21 protein-coding genes are annotated in these 21,804 nt (G+C 67.1%); 3 read left to right on the plus strand and 18 right to left on the minus strand.

Annotated elements, in window-relative coordinates:
* Positions 1–210: 210 nt before the first annotated feature.
* Positions 211–678: an Rv3235 family protein gene (locus ABDV69_RS06110; RefSeq protein WP_343572555.1), complete on the plus strand. Its 468-nt coding sequence runs from the start codon at positions 211–213 to the stop codon at positions 676–678.
* On the opposite strand, the gene secA is transcribed toward ABDV69_RS06110, so the two are convergent.
* The 13 genes from secA to ABDV69_RS06175 form a co-directional block, all read right to left on the minus strand.
* Complete coding sequence (gene secA, locus ABDV69_RS06115) at positions 675–3,488, minus strand: preprotein translocase subunit SecA (protein ID WP_343572556.1); 2,814 nt, start codon at positions 3,486–3,488, stop codon at positions 675–677. The genes ABDV69_RS06110 and secA overlap by 4 nt on opposite strands.
* 107 nt (positions 3,489–3,595) lie before the next feature.
* Complete coding sequence (raiA, locus tag ABDV69_RS06120; protein ID WP_343572557.1) at positions 3,596–4,285, minus strand: ribosome-associated translation inhibitor RaiA; 690 nt, start codon at positions 4,283–4,285, stop codon at positions 3,596–3,598.
* Positions 4,286–4,547: 262 nt separating this feature from the next.
* Positions 4,548–5,186, minus strand: a complete 639-nt coding sequence (locus ABDV69_RS06125) for a ComF family protein (RefSeq protein WP_343572559.1) — start codon at positions 5,184–5,186, stop codon at positions 4,548–4,550.
* A gap of 93 nt (positions 5,187–5,279) precedes the next feature.
* Positions 5,280–5,663 carry a type II toxin-antitoxin system VapC family toxin gene (locus tag ABDV69_RS06130; RefSeq protein WP_343572561.1) on the minus strand — a complete coding sequence of 128 codons (384 nt, stop codon included), beginning with the start codon at positions 5,661–5,663 and terminating at the stop codon, positions 5,280–5,282.
* Positions 5,660–5,881 carry an antitoxin gene (locus ABDV69_RS06135; RefSeq protein ID WP_343572563.1) on the minus strand — a complete coding sequence of 74 codons (222 nt, stop codon included), beginning with the start codon at positions 5,879–5,881 and terminating at the stop codon, positions 5,660–5,662. The genes ABDV69_RS06130 and ABDV69_RS06135 overlap by 4 nt, the downstream gene beginning before the upstream one ends.
* A 46-nt stretch (positions 5,882–5,927) precedes the next feature.
* Entirely contained in the window at positions 5,928–7,688 is a 1,761-nt protein-coding gene (gene lpqB, locus ABDV69_RS06140; RefSeq protein WP_343572564.1) for an MtrAB system accessory lipoprotein LpqB, read from the minus strand.
* Positions 7,688–9,346: an MtrAB system histidine kinase MtrB gene (gene mtrB / locus ABDV69_RS06145; protein ID WP_343572566.1), complete on the minus strand. Its 1,659-nt coding sequence runs from the start codon at positions 9,344–9,346 to the stop codon at positions 7,688–7,690. Before mtrB ends, lpqB begins: the two co-directional genes overlap by 1 nt.
* Positions 9,347–9,435: 89 nt before the next feature.
* A complete protein-coding gene (mtrA, locus tag ABDV69_RS06150) occupies positions 9,436–10,122 on the minus strand; it encodes a two-component system response regulator MtrA (protein ID WP_015354856.1) in 687 nt (228 codons plus the stop codon).
* A gap of 86 nt (positions 10,123–10,208) precedes the next feature.
* Positions 10,209–10,838: a dTMP kinase gene (locus ABDV69_RS06155; RefSeq protein WP_343572596.1), complete on the minus strand. Its 630-nt coding sequence runs from the start codon at positions 10,836–10,838 to the stop codon at positions 10,209–10,211.
* Between the two features lie 90 nt (positions 10,839–10,928).
* Positions 10,929–12,401, minus strand: a complete 1,473-nt coding sequence (gene ahcY / locus ABDV69_RS06160; protein WP_343572598.1) for an adenosylhomocysteinase — start codon at positions 12,399–12,401, stop codon at positions 10,929–10,931.
* A gap of 192 nt (positions 12,402–12,593) precedes the next feature.
* Positions 12,594–13,208, minus strand: a complete 615-nt coding sequence (locus tag ABDV69_RS06165) for a TetR/AcrR family transcriptional regulator (protein ID WP_343572599.1) — start codon at positions 13,206–13,208, stop codon at positions 12,594–12,596.
* 47 nt (positions 13,209–13,255) lie between these two features.
* Positions 13,256–13,438, minus strand: a complete 183-nt coding sequence (locus ABDV69_RS06170) for a rubredoxin (protein ID WP_240258935.1) — start codon at positions 13,436–13,438, stop codon at positions 13,256–13,258.
* A 118-nt stretch (positions 13,439–13,556) separates the two neighbouring features.
* Positions 13,557–14,777 carry an alkane 1-monooxygenase gene (locus ABDV69_RS06175; protein WP_343572602.1) on the minus strand — a complete coding sequence of 407 codons (1,221 nt, stop codon included), beginning with the start codon at positions 14,775–14,777 and terminating at the stop codon, positions 13,557–13,559.
* Positions 14,778–15,023: 246 nt separating this feature from the next.
* Between ABDV69_RS06175 and ABDV69_RS06180 the strand changes: the two genes are divergently transcribed.
* The gene (locus ABDV69_RS06180) at positions 15,024–16,406 is read left to right on the plus strand and encodes an oxidoreductase (RefSeq protein ID WP_343572629.1); all 1,383 of its coding nucleotides are present in this window, start codon (positions 15,024–15,026) and stop codon (positions 16,404–16,406) included.
* Here ABDV69_RS06180 and manA read toward each other — a convergent pair.
* The 4 genes from manA to ABDV69_RS06200 form a co-directional block, all read right to left on the minus strand.
* Entirely contained in the window at positions 16,403–17,638 is a 1,236-nt protein-coding gene (gene manA / locus ABDV69_RS06185) for a mannose-6-phosphate isomerase, class I (RefSeq protein WP_343572603.1), read from the minus strand. The genes ABDV69_RS06180 and manA overlap by 4 nt on opposite strands.
* A 22-nt stretch (positions 17,639–17,660) precedes the next feature.
* Complete coding sequence (locus ABDV69_RS06190; protein ID WP_343572604.1) at positions 17,661–18,740, minus strand: TobH protein; 1,080 nt, start codon at positions 18,738–18,740, stop codon at positions 17,661–17,663.
* Positions 18,737–20,143: a phosphomannomutase/phosphoglucomutase gene (locus ABDV69_RS06195; protein WP_343572605.1), complete on the minus strand. Its 1,407-nt coding sequence runs from the start codon at positions 20,141–20,143 to the stop codon at positions 18,737–18,739. The genes ABDV69_RS06190 and ABDV69_RS06195 overlap by 4 nt, the downstream gene beginning before the upstream one ends.
* A gap of 84 nt (positions 20,144–20,227) precedes the next feature.
* Positions 20,228–20,665, minus strand: a complete 438-nt coding sequence (locus ABDV69_RS06200) for a DUF3499 domain-containing protein (protein ID WP_343572606.1) — start codon at positions 20,663–20,665, stop codon at positions 20,228–20,230.
* Positions 20,666–20,826: 161 nt separating this feature from the next.
* Here ABDV69_RS06200 and ABDV69_RS06205 point away from each other — a divergent pair, with 161 nt between their 5' ends.
* A complete protein-coding gene (locus tag ABDV69_RS06205; protein WP_343572630.1) occupies positions 20,827–21,249 on the plus strand; it encodes a metallopeptidase family protein in 423 nt (140 codons plus the stop codon).
* Positions 21,250–21,315: 66 nt separating this feature from the next.
* On the opposite strand, the gene ABDV69_RS06210 is transcribed toward ABDV69_RS06205, so the two are convergent.
* Positions 21,316–21,651, minus strand: coding sequence for a WhiB family transcriptional regulator (locus ABDV69_RS06210; protein ID WP_343572631.1), 336 nt, complete (start codon positions 21,649–21,651; stop codon positions 21,316–21,318).
* Positions 21,652–21,804 lie beyond the last annotated feature (153 nt).

Below are 21,804 nucleotides of genomic sequence, written 5' to 3' on the forward strand. Positions count from 1 at the left end.
TTACTTCCCTTGAAATTTGGTCGCCGACCAATATGCCGCAAACGCTAACGGCCGGTCGAGGCGTGGCGCAGCGCGGATACGCGGATGCGGCGTCTGTGCGATGATCCTCACACTTGTCTGCCACTCTCCTGCAGGCCAGCGATGTACGGCCCTTCGAACCCGCGGGAGAATGCAGTGTTGACCAGTTCTAGCCCATCAGAATCAGGCTCCTTGGATCGCCAGCCGTGCGCGGTCGCCCCCATCGTCGACTGCGAACCGCCGACCCGGGATGTCCGGCAGTGCCGGCCCTCGTCGACCACCTTGAGAAAGCGCAATACCTATGTGCCACAACATCTTTTGCCAGAATCTGCGATATCCGTGCCGATGCGGCAGGCCGCGGGCTTCGCAGCCGCCGCCCTGCGCCGGGTGCTGGAGGTCATCGATCGCCGGCGCCCGATCGCCCAGCTGAACGATTTGCTGGCCGCCGGACTGGTCAATTCGGTGCTGTCGGCCAACCGGCGCGTCGGCACCCCGGAGGGGGTGGCGGTACTACGCCGGGTGCGCCTGCAGCCGGTGAGCGGCCTGGCCGCGGCCGAGGTGTTCGGCAGCTACAGCCGCGGGCAGCGCATGCACGCCATAGCCTGCCGCATCGAGCGGTGCGCCGGACGCTGGCAGGTGGTCGCGCTGCACATCGGCTAGCGCCGCTTGGGCTTGGCGTGCCTGCCTTGGCGCCGGGCGGCCTCGCGCCGCTCGCGTCGGGTGCCGCCGCCCACGCCCGCCGTCGACTTGTCCCCGTTGCCGTGCACCTGCGCCGAGCCGTCCTCGGCCGGTCCGGAGTAGGTCAGCGCAGGCGCCTCGTCGTCAATTCCCCTGGCGCGCAGAGCGGGCGCCGGCTCACGGGTCACACCGGACTGCTGCTGCGCACCGGCCGCGGCCGCGGTGGCGAACTCGGCCAGGCCTTCCGGCTCGTCCACGGGCCCGACCTGCTGCGGGGGCACGGCCTCGACCGCGACGTTGAACAAGAATCCGATGGACTCTTCCTTGAGACCCTCGAGCATCCCGATGAACATGTCGAAGCCCTCGCGCTGGTACTCGACCAGCGGATCGCGCTGCGCCATCGCACGCAGGCCGATACCTTCCTTGAGGTAGTCCATCTCGTAGAGGTGCTCCCGCCATTTGCGGTCGATGACGTTGAGCAGCACGTTGCGTTCCAGTTGGCGCATGGCACCCTCGCCGGCCAACTCTTCGAGCTCGGCCTCGCGCTTGGCGTAAGCCCGCTCGGCGTCCTCGACGAGCGCATTCAGCAGCTCCTCACGGGTCAGCTCGCCGGGCTCCCCGACCGCGTCGGAGTCGATCAGGGTGTGGTGATCGAGGCCCACCGGATACAGCGTCTTGAGGGCTTCGGCGAGCTTGTCAAGGTCCCAGTCCTCGGCGTAGCCCTCACTGGTGGCGCCGTCGACGTAAGCGGTGATCACGTCGACGAGCATGTCGCGTATCTGCTGCTGCAGGTTCTCGCCTTCCAGGATGCGACGGCGCTCGGCGTAGATGACCTTGCGCTGCTGGTTCATCACCTCGTCGTACTTGAGGACGTTCTTTCTGACCTCGAAGTTCTGCTGCTCGACCTGGGTCTGCGCGCTCTTGATCGCACGGGTCACCATCTTGGCCTCGATCGGCACGTCGTCGGGCAGGTTCAGCCGGGTCAGCAACGACTCCAGCGCGGCGCCGTTGAAGCGACGCATCAACTCGTCGCCCAGCGACAGGTAGAACCGGGATTCGCCCGGGTCACCCTGGCGACCGGATCGGCCACGCAGCTGGTTGTCGATCCGGCGCGACTCGTGCCGCTCGGTGCCCAGCACGTACAGCCCACCGGCTTCGGTGACCTCTTTGGCCTCGGCGGCCGCATCGCCCTTGACTATCGGCAGCTCTTGGTGCCACGCCGCCTCGTACTCGTCGGCGGTCTCGACCGGGTCCAGACCCCGGGCCCGCAGCCGCAGGTCGGTGAGGAAGTCGACGTTGCCGCCCAGCACGATGTCGGTGCCACGGCCGGCCATGTTGGTGGCGACCGTAATGGCGCCACGGCGGCCGGCCTCGGCGATGATTCCGGCTTCCTGCTCGTGGTACTTCGCGTTGAGGACGTTGTGCGGGATGCGTCGCTTCTGGAACTGACGCGACAGGTACTCCGAGCGCTCCACGCTGGTGGTACCGATCAGCACCGGCTGGCCTTTTTCGTAGCGCTCGCTGACGTCGTCGACGACCGCGATGTACTTGGCTTCCTCGGTCTTGTAGATCAGGTCGGTCTGGTCGACGCGGATCATTTCCTTGTTGGTCGGGATCGGCACGACGCCCAGCTTGTAGATCTCGTGCAACTCGGCCGCCTCGGTCTCGGCGGTACCCGTCATGCCGGAGAGCTTGTCGTAGAGCCGGAAGTAGTTCTGCAACGTGATGGTGGCCAGCGTCTGGTTCTCGGCCTTGATCTCGACACGCTCCTTGGCCTCGATGGCCTGGTGCATGCCCTCGTTGTAGCGGCGCCCGACCAGCGTGCGGCCGGTGAACTCGTCGACGATGATCACCTCGCCGTCGCGCACGATGTAGTCCTTGTCGCGGGCGAACAGCTCCTTGGCCTTCAGCGCGTTGTTGAGATAGCTGACCAGCGGGGAGTTGGCGGCCTCGTAGAGGTTGTCGATGCCGAGCTGGTCTTCGACAAACTCGACGCCGAGCTCGTGCACGCCGATGGTGCGCTTGCGGATGTCGACCTCGTAGTGGGTGTCTTTCTCCATCAGCGGCGCTATGCGGGCGAACTCGGTGTACCAACTCGAGGCGCCGTCGGCCGGCCCGGAGATGATCAGCGGCGTGCGGGCCTCGTCGATCAGGATCGAGTCGACCTCGTCGACCACGGCGAAGCTGTGGCCGCGCTGGACGCAGTCGTCCAGGCTGTGGGCCATGTTGTCGCGCAGGTAGTCGAAGCCGAACTCGTTGTTGGTGCCGTAGGTGATGTCGGCGTTGTAGGCGATGCGGCGCTCATCGGGCGTCATGTGGGCGAGGATCACGCCGACGTCGAGGCCCAGGAAGCGGTGCACGCGGCCCATCCACTCGCTGTCACGTTTGGCCAGGTAGTCGTTGACCGTGACAATGTGGACGCCGTTGCCGCCGATGCCGTTGAGGTAGGCCGGCATCACCGAAGTCAGGGTCTTGCCTTCACCGGTCTTCATCTCGGCGACGTTGCCGAAGTGCAGCGCCGCCGCACCCATCAGCTGGACGTCGAACGGACGCTGGTCGAGCACTCGCCACGCGGCCTCGCGGGCCACCGCGAACGCTTCGGGAAGCAGGTCGTCGAGGCTTTCCGGGTTTTTCGGGTCGGTATGCCTCCGCCGGAATTCCGCGGTCTTGGCTCGCAGCTCGTCGTCGGTGAGCTTCTCGATGTCGTCGGACAAGGTGTTGACGTATTCGGCCACCCGCTTGAGGCGCTTGACCATCCGACCTTCACCAACGCGGAGCAATCTAGTCAGCACGGCACCATCCTAGGCGACACGCTGTTGGCGACGCCGAACGTCGACGTGCTGCGCCGATTCGCCCGAGATTTCCCGACAAGTCGACGTTCGGCTGGGCGGGACCGGGATCAGGCCAGGCGAATAAGTCCGTAGTCGTAGGCGTGTCGGCGGTACACCACGGTGGGCCGTTCGGTCTCGCTGTCATAGAACAGGAAGAAATCGTGGCCGACGAGTTCCATCTCATACAGCGCATCGTCGACCGACATCGGCTTGGCCTCGTGCTCCTTGATGCGCACGACCCGGCCGGGTAGGTGATGGCCGTTGGCACCCTCGGGGTCGCCGAAGTGCGGGGCCTCGATGTCGTCTAAGGCCGGCTCGGGTTGCGGGACGATTGCGGTGGCGGCGGCCAGCGACACCGGGGTCTTGTCGCCGTAGTGGACCTTGCGGCGATCCTTCACGCGGCGCAGTCGGCCCTCCAATTTGGCGACCGCGGCCTCGAGGGCGGCATAGAAGCTGTCGGCGCAGGCTTCGCCCCGGACTACCGGCCCACGACCGCGAGCGGTGATCTCGACGTGCTGACAGGACTTGCGCTGGCGACGGTTGCGTTCGTGGTCGAGTTCGACGTCGAACAAATACAGGGTGCGGTCGAACCGCTCCAGACGGGCGAGCTTTTGCGAGACATAGACGCGGAAGTGGTCGGGGATTTCGACGTTGCGCCCCTTGACGACGACCTCGGCATTCGCAGTCGGTTCGTGCTCGTCGACGTCGACCGGGGGTTCAGCCAACAGCTGCCCGGAATCCACGGTTTGCCTTGACATACTTGACAACTCGCCTTCTGTCGTGTTGCACGCTACTGTGCGCGCCCGGATATGGATGTACGCGCCGACGGGGTTGTCAGAACTGGATTGGCCGCCCGCCGATGCAAGGTATCGAAAACTCACCCCTTACCGTCGACGGTCGCCCTCGAGCTGCAATTTGCGCTGCGTTCAGGCGTTGTTGGTGCTTGCGATCGACGGTAGACCGTGGACGGGCAGCAGTGCCAGTATTTCGCCCGACCTGTTGCGAGTTCTTCACAAACGCTCACGCCGCTGCGAGCGCCAGCACAGCCGACACCCGCGCCCCGGCCGCCTGCAGCACGCGGACAGATTCACGCGCGGTGGCCCCGGTCGTGACGATGTCGTCGACTAGTAGCAACTCGCCGCTGGCCGGCAGGCGGCTGCGGGTCAGCAACACCCGTCCGGCGATGTTGCGTTCGCGTGCGGCACTGTTCAGCCCGGCCGAGTCGCGGGCCCACGGCTTCATCCGCAGCGCGCGGACGACGGTGATGCCTGGATGACCGGCCGTCGCCAGCGTGGCGATCCGAGTGACCGGGTCTCCCCCACGCTGCCTGGCCGACCAGCCGCGGGTCGGCGCCGGGACGATCGTCAGCGGAACATCGAGCAGCCCCCAGGTCAGCAGCCGATGCACGCCTAAAGCCAGCGCAGCCGCCAAGGGCGCGATCAGATCGGAACGCCCGCGGTCCTTCATCGCGATGATCGCCTGGCGGCGGGCACCGGCGTACCGGCCGAGCGCGAACACCGGGACTTGCGGATCGATCCGCGGGTTGACGACGCGCGGCGCGTCTGGGTCGAGCGCGAGTTCGGCGGCGCAGGCAGCGCACCAGCGGGTCGACGGCGCGCCGCAGCCGCCGCACTCCAGCGGAAGGACGAGGTCGAGCATGGGTGCCAGTGTGGCGGGCGGGGCTGACAACCGCCGCGGTGGCAGCGGCCAGTGGAACCGGGATCTTGTCGCCCGCTAGCGTACGAATGCGCATTAGCAACGGACAACGGTGACGGCGCATCGAAGTCGGCTCGCCCCGCTGAGCCGCGTGTCGGCGGTCACCAGCGGGCAGTCGAGCGCCTCGGCGAGCGCGACGTAACTGGCGTCGTAAGCCGAGACGCTGTCCCGAAGGTCCCAGATGCGGTCAAGAAGGGTGTGCACCGCATAGCGCGTCATCGCAAGGTGGCGCCACGTGTCCAGCGCAAGCCAACCGCGTGCAGCACCCAACTGGTGTGCCCGAACGCGCCGGCGTAGTGCGCTGGCGATCTCCGAGTCGATAAGGTGCGGTGCATGCAGACGCTCGGCCGCAACTAACCGCCGAACCTGGCCGTCATTGAGCAGAGCCGCAAGCGCCGCCGATGCGTCGATGACGATCATCGCCCGGCGCGGTCGGCGTCCAGGTCATCGATCAGCGCTGTCACATCGACCTGCAGGTCCGGTAGCGCGCCTAACAGCACCGGGTTGTCGGCGCGGCGCGAGGCTTCGGCAAGTTCCCGCACGGCCACTGCGGAAACCGAGGTGTTGCCCTGGGCCGCCAGGCGCTCCAAACGCTCGACGACATCATCGGGCACATTTCGCAGATACAGGGTTTTCATCCCTCATATGCTAGCAATATGCAAGCACATTGCTTGCGCACAGCGACTACCCGGGCATTACCGGCATCGCCCCGGTCACCATGAACGGCGGCACGTCCAGCCAGCCCTGCGGACCTTCGGCGCCCGACATCGACAGCTGCATCACCCCGCGCGGATCGGCGACGTAGACCGCCGACGGGTTGGCCGCGATCGGCCCGACCGGCTGCTGCAGATTGGCATTCGGCGCATCCGAGTTGACCCCGTCGATGTTGACGTAGGACACCGGGTGCTCTGCGTCGTTGCGGCTCACCGCGATGTCGTCGTCGGTGCGCCACGACAACGAGACCACCGAGGAGCCCAAACCGAAGCCGAGGCGACGCGGGTAGGTCAACGCGAACTGGCCGGCCTGGGTCTGCTCGACGCTGGCCAGGATCACCTGCCCATTGATGGCCATCGCCGCCCGGGTGCCGTCCCGGGACAGCTGCAACTCGGCGATCACTCCCGGGAAATGGCTGGACACCGCAGCCGAGTCAACCGGCAGGCGCGCCGGCTGGCCAGAAGCCGTCTCCTGAATAGCGCGCAGCACGGTATTGCCGTCGGCCACCACCCACACCGCATCATCGAGCGACCAGGTCGGCCGCGAAAGGGTATGCCCGTCAGCGGCTTCGGTCGCCTCCCCACCGAGGTCGCCGATCCACAGCGACGACGCCATGTCGGGGGCGCCCGGCCGTTGCACCACCACTGAGGCCGCCTGATGCCCGTTGCGCGACAGCGCGGCCGCGGCCTGGTCGGTGGCCCGGCCGAACGCGCCCGGCACCGGGTTGGAGTGCTGGCCGTCCAGGGCCACCACCTGTCCGCCGATCAACGCGTGCACGCCGGCTGCCGCGCCCTCGGCGACGCCCGGGTCGGTGGCGGCGACGTCGGCGGTGTTCCACCCGTCGGCGAAGCGCTCGTCGAGCGCGGCACCGTCAGCCCTGATCACGTACGGCCCCTTGATGTCTGCACGCGCCAGTGTCCAGATGATCTGCGCGGCAACTAATTGTCTGCTGCGCGGGTCGGCGATGGTGAGCAACTCCAAGTCGATGCGGGCCCCGCCGTAGTCGCGGCCGACACCGCTCTCGCCGCCGTCGGCGCGGGTCACCGGGCCGCGCAGCCGCACCGGCGGTGTCAGCATGTTGTGCACGCTTTTCGCCATCTCCGGGCGCGGACCGGCGATCAACTTGGACATCAGCTCGGTGGCCAGCTGATCGCGATCGGACACGGCGACATAACGCGGGTCCGGCACCATCGTCTTGCCGGTCGGGTCGCAGAAATACAGCGTGTTGCGCTTGTAGGTGGCCTGGAATTGCTTCCAGTCCAGGAACACCCCGTCGGGCAGCTTGTCGATGCGCCAGCCGCCCGGGGTCTTGACCAATTCGATCGGTCCGGGGTCAGGCAGCTGTCCCTCGGCGGTCTCGAACACGCCGATGTCCGACAGCGAACCGAGGACCTCGGCCCGCATGGTCACGGAAACCCTTTCAGCACGGTGGGTTTCGACGAACATCACATGATCGATCAGCAGCGCGCTACCGGCGTCGTCCCACTTGTTGGAGGCTGTCTGGGTGAGGAATTGCCGCGCCGCCAGGTGCCGATTGGCCGGATCGGCGGTGGCCTTGAGGAATTCGCGCAGCAGTACCTCGGGATCCATGCCGGGCGACGGCTTGAGCAGGTTCGCCGGTACGGGACGCTCGACGGTGCCGATGGCCTGCGGCGCCGACCCGCTCGGCACTCCTGCGCAGCCCGCCAGGATGACAATCAGCGCGGTCAGCAACCCGGTTAGCTGCCGCATCACGGCACCCGCTCGGCGTGCTCGCGCAGCCGGGATGGGCGTTCTTTGCGTTCCGGGGCAATGGGTTTCATCGGCAAAGGGCTGGTGGTCACCTTGTGCCCGCGGACCAGCGGGAGGGTCAGACGGAAGCAAGCGCCGTTGCCGGGCTCGCCCCAGGCTTCCAACCGTCCCTGATGCAGGCGGGCGTCCTCGATGCTGATCGCCAACCCCAGACCGGTGCCGCCGGATCGGCGCACCCGCGACGGATCCGAGCGCCAGAACCGGCTGAACACCAGCTTCTCCTCGCCGGGCCGCAGCCCGACGCCGTAGTCGCGAACGGTCACGGCGACGGTGTCTTCGTCGTAGCCCATCCGGATCCGGACCGGTTTGCGCTCGGCATGGTCGATCGCATTCGCGATCAGGTTGCGCAGAATACGCTCGACCCGACGTGGATCGACCTCGGCGATGACGTCTTCATCCGGCATGTCGACGATCAGCTGCACGCCGGCGTCTTCGGCCAGGTGTCCGACATTGCCCAGCGCGCTGTTCACCGTCATCCTCAAATCGACTGCCTCGACCGACAATTCGGCCACACCCGCGTCGTGGCGGGAAATTTCCAGCAGATCGCTGAGCAGCGACTCGAACCGATCCAACTCGTTGACCATCAACTCGGTGGACCGCTGCAACGCCGGCTCGAGGGCCTCCATGTGGTCGTGGATCAGGTCGGCGGCCATCCGAACCGTGGTGAGCGGGGTCCGCAGTTCGTGGCTGACGTCGGAGGTGAAGCGGCGCTGCAGGCTGCCGAACTCCTCGAGCTGTGCGATCTGCCGCGACAGGCTCTCGGCCATGTCGTTGAACGACACCGCCAGCCGGGCCATGTCGTCTTCGCCGCGGATCGGAATTCGTTCGGACAGATGGCCGTCGGCGAATCGCTCGGCGGTCCGCGCCGCCGCCCGGACCGGGACCACCACCTGCCGGGTGACCATCCACGCGATCCCGGCCAGCAGCACCATCAACACCACACCGCCGGTGGCCATGGTTCCGCGGACCAGTGCGATCGTGCTCTGCTCGTTGCCCAACGGGAACACCAGGTACAGCTCGAGGTTGTTCACCCGCGACGTCGTGGGGGTGCCGATCACCAGCGCCGGGCCAGAAAAGCCCTCGGTGCGCACCGTCGCATACTGGTAGGCCACCTGCCCGGCCTTCACGAATTCGCGCAGCGAAAGCGGCAACTGGTCGACCGGCCCGGCCGACGCGGCTGGGCGCGGGCCCTGGCCGGGTACCACCAGCACGGCGTCGAACGCGCCGGCCAATCCGGCCCCGGAGGTGGGGTCGGTTTTCGACGTCAATGTGTTGCGGGCCAACTGCAGGCTGCTTTCCAGCGAGCGGGCCTCTTCGCCGCTGACGATCCCGCTGACCGTGCTGCGGGCGCGCTCGATCTGCTCAGTCGCGGCGCGCAGCTTGACGTCGAGCACGCGGTTGGTGACCTGGCTGGTCAGCACGAAGCCCAGGGCCAGGATCACGGCCAGCGACATTCCGAGGGTCAGGGCGAGAACCCGGAGTTGCAAGGAGCGACGCCACGCCACGCCGAAGGCGCGGCTCAGTGTGCCCATGCCCCGCATGACCGGGCCGGACCGGCCAGAAGGACCACGAAAACGTGGTCTCGACCCCCAAATCAACGACGCCGCTCCTGGTTATCGCGACGCTGAACCGTCACCGTTGCCGCTCCTCAGCATCGCTGACGCTCTGCATCGTCGGCGGCGGGCGATCACGGAGGTCCGGCCTTGTAACCCACTCCTCGAACGGTCAGTACAACGGTCGGGTTTTCGGGGTCTTTTTCGACCTTGGCCCGCAGACGCTGGACGTGCACGTTCACCAAACGGGTGTCCGCGGGGTGGCGGTAGCCCCACACCTGTTCGAGCAGCACATCACGAGTAAACACCTGGCGCGGCTTGCGCGCCAACGCCACCAGCAGGTCGAACTCCAGCGGCGTCAGCGAGATCTGCTCGCCGTTGCGGGTGACCTTGTGCGCGGGCACGTCGATGTCGACGTCGGCGATCGAGAGCATCTCGGCCGGCTCGTCGTCGTTGCGCCGCAACCGCGCCCGAACCCGGGCCACTAGTTCCTTCGGCTTGAACGGCTTCATGATGTAGTCGTCGGCACCCGACTCCAACCCGAGCACCACGTCGACGGTGTCGGTCTTGGCCGTGAGCATCACGATCGGGACCCCGGAATCGGCGCGCAGCACCCGGCATACGTCGATACCGTTCATGCCAGGCAGCATCAAGTCCAGCAACACCAGGTCGGGCCGCAGTTCGCGCACGGCGGTCAGCGCCTGGGTGCCATCGCCGATGACGGCGGTGTCGAAACCTTCCCCCCGCAGCACAATGGTCAGCATCTCGGCCAGCGACGCGTCGTCGTCGACCACGAGAATCCTTTGCCTCATGGTGTCCATGGTGTCACCAGAACGCGATAAAACGGGGCTAACACACGCGTGTTTCGTGCACCTGTTACCACAGTTGCCTCAGAACCGGGCGGCAACTAGGCCAGCAACTGTGCCGCAAGCCCGCCCGGATCGACCGTTTCGTCGACCACCAGCCAGCGTCCGCCCCAGTTGACCGCGGCCAACGCGGCGTACACCGCGCCGGTGCGCTGCTGCAGTCCGGCGTCGCGTTCGTAGAAGTCGCGCGCCCGGCTGGCATCCAGGCCGGCCCGGTGGCGGGCCCGCTGATCAGCGAGTTCGGCCGACACACCGAGCAGCACCTGCCAATCCGGCACCGGCAGTCCCAGCCGGCCATATTCCATGTCGTGCACCCAGCCGACCGCTTCGCCGTCCGCCGGCTGATGCAAGCGGGCGGCGCTGTAGGCGGCGTTGGACGCCACGTAGCGATCCAGGATCACCAGGTCATGCTCGCGGTAGAGGTCGCGAATCTCCTCGGCCCCGCCAGCGCGATCAAGGGCGAACAGCATCGCCATTGCATACACCGAGGACGCCAGGTCGCCGTGCCGGCCGTGCAGCGCCTCGGCCGCAACGTCGGCGGTCACCGACTGGCCGTATCGCGGAAACGCCAGCGTGGCCACGGATTTTCCGGTGGCCTCGAAAGCCACGCGCAGGCCGTCGGTCAGCGTCCGCTTGCCGGCGCCGTCGACACCCTCGATAGCGATCAGCACGGCGCGAGCCTAAACCTGCGCGAACGTGAAGCTGGTTTGACGCTCGGCGCCGAACGTGAAGCTGGTGTCACGTTCGGCGACCGAAAGCGCTCAGTAGCGGTAGTGGTCCGGCTTGTACGGGCCGTCCACGTCGACGCCGATGTACTCGGCCTGCTCCTTGGTGAGCTTGGTCAGCTCGCCACCCAGTGCCTCGACGTGGATGCGGGCCACCTTCTCGTCCAGGTGTTTGGGCAGCCGGTAGACCTCGTTGTCGTACTCGTCGTTCTTGGTCCACAGCTCGATCTGCGCGATGACCTGGTTGGAGAAGCTGTTGCTCATCACGAACGACGGGTGGCCCGTCGCGTTGCCCAGATTCAGCAGCCGGCCCTCGGACAGCACGATGATCGACTTGCCGGTGTCGCCGAACGTCCACAGGTCGACCTGCGGACGGATATTGACCTTGGTGGCGCCGGACTTCTCCAGCCTGGAGATCTGGATCTCGTTGTCGAAGTGGCCGATGTTGCCCAGGATTGCCTTGTCCTTCATCGCCTTCATGTGCTCGAGGGTGATGATGTCCTTGTTACCGGTGGTGGTGATGACGATGTCGGCCTCGCTGATCACGTCCTCCACCCGCTTGACGTCATAACCCTCCATCAGCGCCTGCAGCGCGTTGATCGGGTCGATCTCGGTGACGGTCACCCGCGCGCCCTGGCCGGCCAGCGAGTCCACCGAGCCCTTGCCGACGTCACCGTAGCCGCAGATCAGCACCTTCTTGCCGCCGATCAGCACGTCGGTGCCGCGGTTGATGCCGTCGATCAGTGAGTGCCGGCAGCCGTACTTGTTGTCGAACTTGGACTTGGTCACCGAGTCGTTCACGTTGATCGCCGGGAAGGCCAGCTCGCCGGCGGCAGCGAACTGGTAGAGCCGCAGCACGCCGGTGGTGGTCTCCTCGGAGACACCCTTGATCGACGCGGCGATCTTGGTCCACTTGTCTTTGTCGGTCTCGAAACGCTTGCGCAGCAGGTTCAGGAACACCCGGTGCTCAGCGGAGTCGTCTTCCTCGTCGGGCGGAACCACGCCGGCCTTCTCGTACTGCGCGCCACGCAGCACCAACATGGTGGCGTCGCCACCGTCGTCGAGGATCATATTTGCGGGCTCGTCGGGCCACGTCAGGATCTGCTCGGCGGCCCACCAATACTCCTCGAGGGTCTCGCCCTTCCACGCGAACACCGGCACACCCTGGGGCTTCTCTGGGGTTCCGTACGGGCCGACGACCACTGCGGCGGCGGCGTGATCCTGGGTGGAGAAGATGTTGCAGGAGGCCCAACGGACTTCAGCACCCAGCGCGGTCAGGGTCTCGATCAGCACCGCGGTCTGCACGGTCATGTGCAGCGAGCCCGAGATGCGGGCGCCCTTGAGTGGCTGCACGTCGTGGTATTCGCGACGCAGCGACATCAGGCCCGGCATTTCCTGCTCGGAAAGCTCGATGTCGCGGCGGCCGTAGTCGGCCAGCGACAGGTCGGCCACCTTGAAGTCGATCCCGTTCACCACGTCAGCGGTCAGCTGCTGTTCGGTCGTCGTCATTTACTACCCATTCCTCTGGTCAACTAATTAGCTTTGTTATATATTAAACGACGCGTTCTGGGCCGCGGTCTGAGGTCAGTCGGCGACGACACACCTATTCGCCGGGTTCGCCGCCCTCGCCGGTGGTCCCGTTCCAGACGTCCGACTCGGAGCCCTCCCGGCTCAAGCCTATGGCTCCGCTCCTCCTCAGGCCTAACGGCCCGCATCGTCGCGGAGCTCGCCGTAGCGCTCGGCCGCCGGCGTCATGAGTCGTGCCAGGTCAGCGGCCACGTCATGGTCGGCCTCCGGCGGCATCGACACGTAGCTCATGGCCAGCCGGACGATGGCGCGCGCGATCATCCCGGAGTCCTCCTCGCTGGCGCGCATCCAGCTGTGCACAAACGACGATGTCAGCCGGGCCGAGCAGTGCGTGATGATCGGACCGCTGTCGGTGGTGATGATCTGCAACAGGTCGGGTTTGGCCACCCCGGTGATCAGCGAAAGCACCAGCGGGTCGGCGGCCGAGTCGGCGAAGAACGCCCGGAATCCCTGCAGGAACGCGGCGTACACGTCGCCGACGTTGGCGTAGATGGCGTCTTCGACGGCGTCCACCAGCCGGTCGGCCAGCCGGAGTGCGTAGCCCTGAGCCAGGCCCTGCCGCGACCCGAATTCGTTGTAGATGGTCTGGCGGCTGACACCCGCGGCGCGGGCCACGTCGGCCAGCGTGATCGCCGACCAGTCGCGGCTGCCCAGCAGTTCGCGCATCGCGTCGAGCACGGAATCACGCAGCAGGGCCCTCGACGCCTCGGCATACGGGACCCTTCGCATGTGCGCGACCCTAACGCCTCGCCCGTCGCTGCCGCGCCAGGCGAGCGTCACGAGCGGGCGACTTCCACCATCTCGAAGTCCGACTTCGCAGCGCCACAATCCGGGCAGCTCCAGTCCTCGGGAATGTCGTCCCAGCGGGTGCCGGGGGCGATGCCGTCTTCCGGCCAGCCCTTGGCCTCGTCGTACTCGAAACCGCACTGGACGCAGACGAAAAGTTTGTAGGCGTTCATTCCGTTACCTCCTTGATTGTCCGACTCGCCCTCGTGCCGCTCGGCGACGCGCATCGTCATCGGTGGCCGACAGTTTCGTCGTAGATGTAGTCGCAGCCGGTGCAGCGGTAGCTGGCCATCAGGCTGCCGCCCCGTAGCGAGCCAGCATCTTCTCGCGCAGGCGGGGCTGCACGTTGACCCGGGTGATGTCACCGCCGTAGTGCGCCAGCACCCGGTGGTCCATCAGCCGGCGCCACAGCGGCGGAAAGTAGGTCAGCCCGATCAGCGCCGCGTAGCCACTCGGCAAATTCGGCGCCCCGTCCATGCTGCGCAGGGTCTGGTAGCGCCGGGTCGGGTTGGCGTGGTGGTCGCTGTGCCGCTGCAGGTGGTAGAGGAACAGGTTGGTGACGATGTGGTCGGAGTTCCAGCTGTGCTCGGGCGTGCACCGCTCGTACCGACCGTTGTCACCTTTGCGCCGCAGCAGTCCGTAGTGCTCGAGGTAGTTGACCGACTCCAGCAGGCTGAAGCCGAAGACCGCCTGAACCAGCAGGAACGGGATCAGCGCCAGACCGAACACCGCAACCAGCGCACCCCATAACACCGCAGTCATCAGCCAGGCGTTGATGACATCGTTGGACAGATAGGTCTTGGGGTTCCACGGCTTGCCGCCCTGTCGGCGGATCCGCTGGGCCTCCAACCGCCAGGCCGACTTAGCGCTGCCAAAGACGCTGCGCGGCAGGAACTCCCAGAACGTCTCACCGAAGCGGGCCGATGCCGGGTCTTCCGGTGTCGCGACTCGGACGTGGTGGCCGCGGTTGTGCTCGATGTAGAAGTGGCCGTAGCCGGTCTGGGCCAGGGTGATCTTGGACAGCCACCGCTCCAGCGAGTCCTTTTTGTGCCCCATCTCATGCGCGGTGTTGATACCGACGCCGCCGAGCGCGCCGACCGACAACGCGAGGCCGAGCTTGGCCGGCCAACTCAGCGGCCCGTCGTAGCCCAGCCAGCTCAGGTTCGAGGCGGTGAACAGGTACGCGCCGAGAATCAGGCTGACGAACTGGAACGGAATGAAGGCGTAGGTGCAGTAGCGGTAGTACCTGTCGTTCTCCAGCCACTCCATCACCTCGTCGGGCGGGTTCTGACCGTCGGCGCCGAACCGCAGGTCGAGAGCCGGAAGCAGGATGTAGAGCAGGATCGGACCGATCCAGAACAGCACCTGCGAGGCGGTCTGCCAGCCGGCCTGATTCATCGCCCAGACAAACGGCAGGATCGTCAGCAGCAGCGTCGGGACGATCAGTCCCATCAGCCACAGATAGCGCTTCTTGTCCTGCCACACCCGTGCGTTCGGTAATGCCGCGGTCATATCGCCAACCTCCTTGTGAGCCATCACACCTTGAGATTGGACATTAGCGCCTACCGCGTCCCTTGTCTAGACACAGAGCCTTACTTTGTAAAACCGATGGATCGTAGCCCGACCGGCGTCGCCGCCATCACTCCTGGCCAGCCCGCAGGCGACCGCCGCGATGAGAAACGAGATCGAGATCGCGCGCACATCCGCCGGCGCCGGCGAGCAGCCATGTCTGCGGACAGTGCCGAGTACGGTAGCGAGATGGGCGGGGAGAACACTCGGCGGCACGCGGTTGTCATCGGCGCCAGCATCGGGGGATTGTGCGCGGCGCGAGTGCTATCGGATTTCTTCGACCGGGTCACGGTGTTCGAGCGCGACGAACTGCCGAGCACGCCCGGTAATCGCACCGCAGTACCCCAGGGCCGGCACGTTCACCTGCTGATGGCGCGCGGCGCGATGGAATTCGATGGGCTGTTTCCCGGACTGCTCGATGACATGGTGGCCGCCGGGGTGCCGATTTTGGAGAACCGGCCGGATTGCATCTACTTCGGCGCCGCCGGCCACGTGCTGGGTACCGGACACACGCTGCGCGATGAGTTCACCGCGTACGTGCCCAGCCGTCCACAGCTGGAATGGCAGATCCGTCAACGGGTTCGGCAGATCGACAATGTGGAGATCCAGCGCCGCTCGGTGGCCCAGCCGCGCTTCGACGTCGACGCTGCGCGGGTGACCGGGGTGTTGCTCGACAGCGACGCCGACGAGCCCGACTTCGTCGCCGCCGACATCGTCGTCGACGCGGCCGGGCGGGGCACCCGGCTGCCGGTGTGGTTGGAGCAGTGGGGATATCAGCGCCCGCCCGAGCACACGGTCGACGTGGGCATCGGCTATGCCTCACATCAACTCCGGCTGCCGCAGGGCGCGGTTCGCGAGCGGGTGATCGTCGCCGGCGCATCCCGCAAGCAGCCGATCGGGCTGGGTTTGCTGGGCTACGAGGACGGCACCTGGACGCTGACCACCTTCGGCGTCGGCAAGGTGGAGCCTCCGCATACCTTCTCCGAAATGATCGCGATCGCGAAAAATATTCTACCCGAACGTATTTCGACAGCTCTCTTGTTGGCCGAACCGGTCGGCGAACCGGCGTTTCACCGCTACCCCACCAGTCGCTGGCGCCGCTATCACAAACTGGAGCGGTTCCCCGCCGGGATTCTGCCGTTGGGCGATGCAGTGGCCAGCTTCGACCCCACCTATGGGCAGGGCATGACGATGACGTCGCTGCAGGCCGGTCATCTACGCCGGGCGCTGGCCGAGGGAGCCGACGAGAATTTGGCGCGCGAGGTGAACCGGGCCACCGCCAAGACCACCTACCCGGTGTGGATGATGACCGCGATCGGCGACCTCACACTGCACAACGCGACCGGGCCGATGCCGCGTTGGTACGGCCCGGTGGGCAGCCTATTCGATCAGTTCCTCGGCGCGGCCGAGACGGATCCCGTTCTGGCCGAATGGTTTTTGCGACGATTCTCGTTGCTGGACAGCCTCTACATGGTCCCGTCGGTGAAGCTGGTCGGCCGCACCGTCCGGCACAACATGCGGCTGTGGCTGGCCGAGCGACGCGCCGGCCGACGAGAACGCGTGCCGGCCTAGAGTCCGACGGTAACCCGGAAAATCTTGGTCGGCCGCTGCGCGACCAGCCGGACCGGGCCGTCGTCGGCGGCCACCCACGCGGCGGCGCCGCGGGTCAACGTCAGCGCCCCCGACTTCCCGTGCACCGTCGTCGCACCATCGATGCAGAGCAGGATCTGTGGGCCTTGGGGAGCACCGTGGCGTGACGGCGCGCCGACTTCGTGGCCGACCCGATCGGCACCGAGCGTGAGCATCGACGCCGCGAATTCGGCAGTGGGCGTGTCGTAGAACGAGGCCAATCCATCCGAATGGGTCTCGACGCGCAACTTAGACTCGGTGGTCGGGTTGAAGTCCAGGACTCGCAACAACTCCGCAACGTCGACGTGCTTGGGGGTGAGTCCACCGCGTAACACGTTGTCGGAGTTGGCCATGACTTCCAGGCCGACACCGCGCAGATAGGCGTGCAGGTTTCCGGCCGTCAAGTAGATGCCCTCACCGGGTCCCAGCGTGATCCGGTTGAGCAGCAGCGCGGCCAGCACACCTGCGTCACCGGGATAGCGCTCCCCGAGTTCCAGCACCGTCTTGGCTTCGGCCGCGAATTCCGTCGCACCGCAACTCACGTAGTTGATCGCGCCGTCCAGCACCGCGGTCACCAGAATGTCGAGGTCGGGCTGCGGTGCGGTGATCCACGTGGTGAACAAGGCCCGCAGCCCGTCGGCGTCGGACTGGTCGTTCAGCAAATCGATGAACGGGTCCAGATCCGACACCGCCAAGGCCCGCAACAGCTCGATGGTCTTGGCCGCCGGCCGGAATCCGGCCAGCGCCTCGAACTGATGCAGCGCCACTAACAACTCGGGCTTGTGGCTGGCGTCGCGGTAGTTGCGCACCGGCGAATTTACCGGGATGCCGAGCCGTTCCTCGCGCTGATAGCCCTCGGCCGCCTGCTCGGCGCTGGGGTGCGCCTGCAGCGACAGCGGCTCGTCGGCCGCCAGCACCTTCAGCAGAAATGGCAGCGCGTCGCCGAACTGGGCGCGGGCCGCGGCGCCAAGTTGGCCTTCGGGATCGTCGAGCACGGCCTGCAGCAACGAGACTTCGCCGCCGGGATCTTCCAGCCAGGACGGATCGCCGGGGTTGGCCCCCAGCCAGAGTTCGGCTTCCGGATGCGCGGCAGGTACCGGACGACCAGTGAATTCCGCGATGGCGGTCCGCGACCCCCACGCGTATGTCCGTATCGCTCCGCGTATCAACTGCACTCGCCATTACCTCGTCAACCAGTTATCCCCGTACCAGCCGCAAATAAACCGCCGCCATCTCCAGCCGGACCGCCAAGATGGCCAGCTGCTGCTCCGCGCGCTGAACTGCGGGCCGGGTGGGGCCGCCATCCGGGACATCCTCGGCACCGACCAGGTCGACGTCGTCGAACCCGGCAACCCGGGAGGCCAGCACGGCCCGTTCGGCGTCCAGGATCAACACCAGAATTCGCAGCCGGTCGGCGAGTGGACCGTCGATCTCCTCGTCGTGGAACAGCGCCTCGCTCGGGTCGGCGAAGCTGGGACCCGGTCCGGTCCGCAGCCCCGTCAACGCATCCGCCAGACCGGTGGCGGCGGTCACCTCGTTCGCGGCGCGCAGCAAAACGGCGGAGCCATGCCGGGCCAGCGCCAGGGTCGCGGCGCAGTCGCCGACGAGCACCACGCGGCGCCCCGACATGCGCTCGACAAGCGCTTTGGCCGGGTTGGTAAAAACCTCGCGGCTTGCGCTGTTGCGCAACGCTTCCGCGTCCAGCTCGTCGGCCAGCGCTGCCAGGTCCACGAGCAGCCGGGGGTCGACCCTGCCCAGGACGGCCAGCCCGACGGCCAGGTACCGGCACAGGCCGAACTCGACGGCGACCGGCAGCCGCGGCTCCATGACCGCCACCCGGCCCGCGGTGGTGTCCCGCAGCGTGCCCTCGTACGGTGCGGCGACGACGACCCGCGCGCCGCGGCGCACCCCGCTCGCGGCGGCCCCGACCAGGGCCGGATCGCCGGGATCGTCGCCGGCCACGATCAGCACGTCCAGCGGCCCGATCCACGGCGGGGCCTCGGCGGCGAGCACGATCGGCGTGGGCGACGATCCGCCCGACATCCCGGCAAGCATTGCGCCCGCGGTCTCGGCGGCGCCGCGCCCGGCCACCCAGATGATGGTGCGCGGACGGGCATCTGAGTCGCGCAGCGAATCCAGCGCACCCTCGTCGACGGCGGCGGCGGCCGACCGGACGTGTGCGCCGGCCATCGACGCGGCCCGTAACAGTCCCTCACGGTCGGCGCCGAGCAGGCCGTCGGTGTCGTCGAGGTCGATCACGGCCTGAGTCGCGTTCACGTCACGGTCTCCGGCTCGACCCGGCGGTCCGCCTGCCGCTGGATCTCGTGCGCGACCCGCTGCACGACGGCGTCGACGTCCTCGGTGCAACGTCCTTCCACGTTCAGCCGCAGCAGCGGTTCGGTGTTGGAGGTACGCAGGTTGAACCAGCTGCCCTCGCCGAGGTCGACCGTCACGCCGTCGAGGTGGTCGATCGACTGGATCCGGCTGCCGAAAGCCTTGAGCACCGCCTCGACGCAGGAGGCGGAATCTGCGACGGTGAAATTGATTTCGCCGGACGACTCGTAGCGCTGGTAGTCCGCGGTCAGCTCGGACAGCGGGCGCTCGGAGTTGCCGAGCGCGGCCAGCACGTAGAGCGCGGCCAGCATGCCCGAGTCGGCTCCCCAGAAGTCGCGGAAGTAATAGTGCGCCGAGTGCTCGCCGCCGAAGATCGCGCCGGTCTCGGCCATCAGCGCCTTGATGTAGGAGTGCCCGACGCGTGAGCGCACCGGCGTGCCGCCCCGCTCGACCACCAACTCGGGCACCGCCCGCGACGTGATCAGGTTGTGGATCACCGTCGCGCCGATCTCGCGGCCCAATTCGCGCGCGGCGACCAGTGCGGTCACCGTCGACGGCGAGACGGGCAGGCCGCGCTCGTCGATCACAAAGCACCGGTCGGCGTCGCCGTCGAAGGCGAGCCCGATGTCGGCGTGGCTCTCGCGCACGAAGGCCTGCAGGTCGGCAAGGTTCGCCGGATCCAGCGGGTTGGCCTCGTGGTTGGGGAACGAGCCGTCGAGTTCGAAGTACAACGGCAGCAGCGTGAGCGAGTCGATCGCGCCGAGCACCGCGGGCGCGGTGTGGCCCGCCATCCCGTTGCCCGCGTCGACGGCGACCCGCAGCGGACGCACACCGTCGGTGTTGACCAGCGAGCGCAGGAACACGCCGTACTCGGCCAGCACATCGTGGGCGGTGACGGAGCCGCCGGTGCCGTCCTGGCTTGGGACGCCGGCGATCACGTCATCGCTGATGGTCGTCAGCCCGGTGTCCGCGCCCACCGGCTTGGCTCCCGCCCGGCACATCTTGATGCCGTTGTAGGCGGCCGGGTTGTGGCTCGCGGTGAACATCGCGCCCGGGCAGTCGAGCAGTCCGGAGGCGAAGTAGAGCTGATCGGTCGACGCCAGCCCGATCCGCACCACGTCCAGACCCTGAGCGTTGACGCCGTCGCCGAAGGCGGCCGCCAGCGACGGCGAGCTGTCGCGCATGTCGTAGCCGATGACGACCCGGCGGGCGCCTTCGCTGCGCATCAGCCGGGCGAAGGCCGCCCCGACGTCGTTGACGAACGATTCGTCGATCTCCGTACCGACCAGGCCTCGCACGTCGTACGCCTTGATCACGCGGTGGACAGCCGCAGCGGGCCGAGACATCGAGAGGGCTCCTGACGACGGGGACACGTGATCGTCAAGCCTAGCTGTGCATGCTGACGGTCCGGTGAAGTCCGCCGCAGTTGACTACTCCGCGGGGTCGGGCAGCACCCGCAGATGACCGCGGCGTCGTCCATTGCCGGCAGGCCGCGCAGCGGTCGAGGTCAGCACACCTGCGGCCGGCGCCTCGGCCGGCGCCCCGCCGAACTGCCCGGCGGGCCCGTGGAATCCGTTGACCGCGCCACCGCCGGCGACCACGTCACGGCCTTCCCGCACGGCTTCGGCCAGCGCGATCAGGTCGTCTTCGTCGGGGTTGGCGGCCAGCGGCCCGGCGTGCCGGACCAGCTCCCAGCCGCGCGGCGCGGTGATCCGGCCGGCATGGCTGACGCAGAGATCCCACGAGTGCGGCTCGCTGGCGATGGCCAATGGGCCGACGACGGCCGTGGAGTCCGAGTAGACGAAGGTCAGCGTCGCGACCGCGTAATGCGGACATCCTGGCCGGCAACAGCGACGCGGAACGTTCACGATCGTGAGGTTATCGTGCGAAAACGCCCACACCCCGGCGGACACGCGCATTCGTTCGGTCAAGGATGGGAAACCGTTACCATCGCCGGGTGAGCGATTCGCGCAGCTCCCCACGCGGCCGGCGCTCGCCGGTCAAAAGGGTCTCGCGCCGCGGCCGCGACATCCGCGGTCCGCTGCTGCCACCGACGGTTCCGGGGTGGCGCAGTCGCGCCGAGCGTTTCGACATGGCGGTGCTCGAGGCCTACGAACCGATCGAGCGCCGTTGGCAGGAGAGGCTGTCCGGGCTCGACGTCGCGGTCGACGAGATCCCGCGCATTTCGGCGAAGGATCCCGACAATGTGCAGTGGCCGCCCGATGTGGTCGCCGACGGACCGATCGCGCTGGCCCGGTTGATCGGTGCCGGCGTCGACGTCCGCGGCAGCGCCACCCGAGCGCGAGTCGTGCTGTTTCGCAAGCCAATCGAACGACGCGCCAAGGACACGGTCGAGCTGGCCGAGTTGCTGCATGAGATCCTGGTGGCCCAGGTGGCCACTTACCTGGATGTCGAACCGTCGGTCATCGACCCGACGATAGACGACGAATAGCGGGCGACCGCGAGCGCGGCTGCTGCACGCTCAGCGGGTCACCCGCTATTCGATAATCCGGCTAGGTCAGATGATTCCGCGCTTCAGGCGACGACGCTCGCGCTCGGAAAGCCCACCCCATATGCCGAAACGCTCGTCGTGAGCCAAAGCGTATTCGAGGCACTCGCTACGCACCTCGCAACCAAGGCAGATCTTCTTGGCCTCGCGAGTGGAGCCGCCCTTCTCGGGGAAGAACGCCTCTGGATCTGTTTGAGCACACAACGCACGGTCTTGCCACTGGTCGGTTGCTTCCTCGGTGCCCTCGAATTCGTCTTCGATGGCGTCGGGGACCAAACTCAAACGGGGCCTTTGGGGCACCTCTGTGGACGGCAGACCGGGAGCGGTGTGCGGTGTTCCTCCCATTAGCCCCCGAAGGTGTTCATAGGACATGCCCCGCCTCCTCACCTGGTTTCGTATATCGCGAATGTCAGCACTGTTCTGATGTCGGCCATCCATGATTCGAACACTTGATCGAATCTCGGTCTGCGACACCGAATCCGGCCGGCCAACCGAAAT

It is taken from the genome of Mycobacterium sp. (assembly GCF_039583785.1).
In the GTDB taxonomy this organism is placed as follows: Bacteria; Actinomycetota; Actinomycetes; order Mycobacteriales; family Mycobacteriaceae; genus Mycobacterium.

Coding starts and splice junctions, on each gene's coding strand:
- ABDV69_RS06210 (WP_343572631.1), bottom strand. CDS start 21,651: ATGGGAGGAACACCGCACACCGCTCCCGGTCTGCCGTCCACAGAGGTG.
- ABDV69_RS06180 (WP_343572629.1), top strand. CDS start 15,024: ATGGGCGGGGAGAACACTCGGCGGCACGCGGTTGTCATCGGCGCCAGC.
- mtrA (WP_015354856.1), bottom strand. CDS start 10,122: ATGGACACCATGAGGCAAAGGATTCTCGTGGTCGACGACGACGCGTCG.
- ABDV69_RS06135 (WP_343572563.1), bottom strand. CDS start 5,881: ATGAAAACCCTGTATCTGCGAAATGTGCCCGATGATGTCGTCGAGCGT.
- ABDV69_RS06125 (WP_343572559.1), bottom strand. CDS start 5,186: ATGCTCGACCTCGTCCTTCCGCTGGAGTGCGGCGGCTGCGGCGCGCCG.
- ABDV69_RS06175 (WP_343572602.1), bottom strand. CDS start 14,777: ATGACCGCGGCATTACCGAACGCACGGGTGTGGCAGGACAAGAAGCGC.
- raiA (WP_343572557.1), bottom strand. CDS start 4,285: ATGTCAAGGCAAACCGTGGATTCCGGGCAGCTGTTGGCTGAACCCCCG.
- ABDV69_RS06170 (WP_240258935.1), bottom strand. CDS start 13,438: ATGAACGCCTACAAACTTTTCGTCTGCGTCCAGTGCGGTTTCGAGTAC.
- ABDV69_RS06165 (WP_343572599.1), bottom strand. CDS start 13,208: ATGCGAAGGGTCCCGTATGCCGAGGCGTCGAGGGCCCTGCTGCGTGAT.
- lpqB (WP_343572564.1), bottom strand. CDS start 7,688: ATGCGGCAGCTAACCGGGTTGCTGACCGCGCTGATTGTCATCCTGGCG.
- ABDV69_RS06195 (WP_343572605.1), bottom strand. CDS start 20,143: ATGTCTCGGCCCGCTGCGGCTGTCCACCGCGTGATCAAGGCGTACGAC.
- ABDV69_RS06130 (WP_343572561.1), bottom strand. CDS start 5,663: ATGATCGTCATCGACGCATCGGCGGCGCTTGCGGCTCTGCTCAATGAC.
- ahcY (WP_343572598.1), bottom strand. CDS start 12,401: ATGACGACGACCGAACAGCAGCTGACCGCTGACGTGGTGAACGGGATC.